The 2,739-nt window shown below is 74.2% G+C and carries 1 protein-coding gene and 1 pseudogene; both read right to left on the bottom strand.

All coding sequences use genetic code 11. From position 1 onward, the window contains the following. Positions 1-1,061: pseudogene (locus OOT08_RS01980) on the bottom strand (hypothetical protein); the annotation flags it as partial. 55 nt (positions 1,062-1,116) lie between these two features. Next, the gene (locus tag OOT08_RS01985; protein ID WP_325090881.1) at positions 1,117-2,682 is read right to left on the bottom strand and encodes an N-acyl-D-amino-acid deacylase family protein; all 1,566 of its coding nucleotides are present in this window, start codon (positions 2,680-2,682) and stop codon (positions 1,117-1,119) included. Between the last annotated feature and the right edge of the window lie 57 nt (positions 2,683-2,739).

Consider the following 2,739-nt stretch of genomic DNA (forward strand, 5'->3'; position numbering starts at 1 on the left):
AAGACGTCCACCAGCGGGGCGTGCGACTCCCCCGCCACGAGGGCGATGCCTCGGCCCGCCACCATCGCGACCGCGGCCTGCACCCGATATGAGGCGAAGGCGTTCCGGACGAGATCGCTCGCGGCGCTCATTTCCAGCTCATCGACGGGCTGGCCGGATGCCCCGAAGGCGATCACGCGGAAGTCGCACCCCACGGGCAGGCCCAGCTCGAGGCCGATCGGGTCCACGGGACCGATCCCGTGGACGAGGCGCGTCACGCGGTCGTTGCGCAGCCGCCGGACGGCGTCCCCGGCCAGCGCGATCCTCGCGAGCTCCGGCACCGCCTGCGTGGCGGCTTCGGCAAGGATCTCCGGAGCCAGGGACGAGAGGGCTTGTTCCCCCTGCACGATCCAGATGGTGCCGTAGGCCTGCTCGTAGGCGTGCACCCCGATCGCGAGCCGCGGAGCGTACTCCCGGGGTTCCAGGCACCACGTTGCCCCCTCGGCGCGAAGCACCGCCAGGTACTCCTCCGCGTGGACGGCGTGCTCGGGCACGCGTCGACCGAGAATCCCCGCCAGGCGGAGCTCGTCGATGTCTTGCCCGTCCACCGAGGAGTAGGCGACGACCCGCATCGACATGTCCTCGATCGCGACCGCGCCTCCCGTCTCCCGCGCCACCCGGTCCGCGAGGGCGAAGAGATCGCCCTCGCCGGGCTCGCTCGGCTCGTACACCGTGAAGAGCGTTCGGATCATCGCGTACAGCTCGCCCCAGGGCACCGCAGCGCCCGCGACGAGCAGGCTCACCCCGAAGCGTTCTGCGGCGCGGATCAGCGGGGCTCCCGCGTCCCCGGGGGCCCGGATCACGACCGCGGCGGCCCCGGCGAGCGCGGCGCGCTCGACGTCGGCGACCCCGGAGACGCCGAGCAGTAGGACGGTCGCGTCGGGCGCGGGACGCTGCCCGGCGCGATCGTCGATGACCGGGGGGCCGACGGTCTGCGCCAGCCCCTGCGGGGTCGCCAGGGCGGTGAGGGCCCCGCTGCCGAGGGCGGCCAGCAACGCCCCGACGCTCACGCGGGGGATCACCGGAGCCCGCTCCGCGCGTGCGCCCCCCGCGGCCGCACGCCGCAGCCGCGCCGCGTCATCCGCGCCCCTCGGCGCGCCGTCCCCCGGCCCGGAGCACCCGACCGCGGCGGCCGCCGGTGAACTCCCCGTCCCGAATCGCGACGGCCCCCTCCAGTAGCACCCAGCGCACCCCGGTTGGCCGGATGTCGGGGCGCTCGTACGCACCGGCGTGCCCGATCGTGTCGGGGTCGAACACGCAGACATCGGCCGCGGCCCCGGGGCCGAGCCAGCCCCGTTCGGCGAGGCCAAACTGGGCCGCGGCCATCGAGGTCACCCGCCGAATCGCCTCGCCGAGCCCCAGAACGTCCTGCTCCCGAACGTAGCGGCCGAGAAACCGGGGGAAGGTGCCGTAGGTGCGCGGGTGCACCAGCCCCTCCGGGGTATCACTGTCCGAGCCGATGGCGATCAGGGGATTCGCCATGAACGTCTCGATGTCGTCCTCCCGCATCGTGTGCAGGACGACCGCGGAGACCGGGTCGGCGAGCACGAGCTCGCACAGCACCTCCCAGGCGTCCCGCTCCGAGGCGATCTCGGCGAGGGAGCGGCCCACAGCCACCGGATCGGCGTGCTGGGTGACCGTGAGGTCCTGCGGCCGGATTTCGCGCCACAGCCCCGCCCCGGTGTACTCGCTCGGGTGTTCGGCGACCGCCCGGAGGCGCGCCCGCTCCGCCGGGTCGCTGAGCCGTTCCCGCAGGCGGGCCTCGCCGCCCTCAGCGGCTTCCGTGGGCAGCACGGCAACGAGGCCCGTGCTGCAGGCGGCGTAGGGGTACAGGTCGCCGATCACGTCGACCCCCGCCAGCCGGGCCGCGGTGATCCGCGCCAGCACCTCCCCCGCCCAGCCGTGCACCGCGGGACCGGAGGCCTTGCAGTGGGACACCTGGAGCCGGGTGCCCGCGGCCCGCGCGACGCGGATCGCCTCGTCGACGGATTCGAGCAGCCCCTCGCTTTCGCTGCGGAGGTGCGTCGCGTAGGTGCCGCCCCAGCGCCTGGCGACCCGGGCCAGGGCGATCAGCTCCGCCGAATCGGCGAACGCCCCCGGGGTGTACTCGAGGCCCGTTGACCAGCCAACCGCGCCCGCGGCGAAGGCGTCGTCGGCGAGCGCGCACATCGCCTCGAGCTGCTCCGCGCTCAGGGCGCGGTCGAAGCCCGCGACCGCGCTCCGCAGGGTGTTGTGGCCGACGAGCGCGGCGACGTGGTTGCTCGGCCCCGCGGCCTCGATTGCGTCCAGGTAGTCGCCGAAGGTGGGGTACGCGGTGCCCATCTCGGCGGCCATCGCGTCCCGGTTTTCTGGCGTGGTCGGGGCGCAGGAGTACCCGCAGTTGCCGAGAATCTCGGTCGTGACCCCCTGGAACAGCTTGAAGGGCTGTGCCTCGGCGAGCAGGGGCACCGCGTCCGAGTGGGTGTGCGGGTCGATGAACCCCGGGGCCACGGCCAGTCCGGCGGCGTCGATTCGTTCCCGGGCGGGGCCGAGGCCGGCCCCGATGCGGGTGATTCGCCCGGCGTCGATGGCGACGTCTGCCTCGATGCCGGGGCCGCCGAAGCCGTCGTAGACCGTGCCGCCGGTGATGACGAGATCGTGCATGGGTGCGCTCCTGTGTGTGGGGTCGGGGGTGGGGGGTGTTGCGGCTGCGGGCATCAG

Source organism: Leucobacter sp. M11, from assembly GCF_035726885.1.
Taxonomy (GTDB): domain Bacteria; phylum Actinomycetota; class Actinomycetes; order Actinomycetales; family Microbacteriaceae; genus JAPFRB01.

Excerpts from the sequence above, each read along its gene's own strand:
- OOT08_RS01985 (WP_325090881.1), bottom strand. The coding sequence starts at position 2,682 with ATGCACGATCTCGTCATCACCGGCGGCACGGTCTACGACGGCTTCGGC.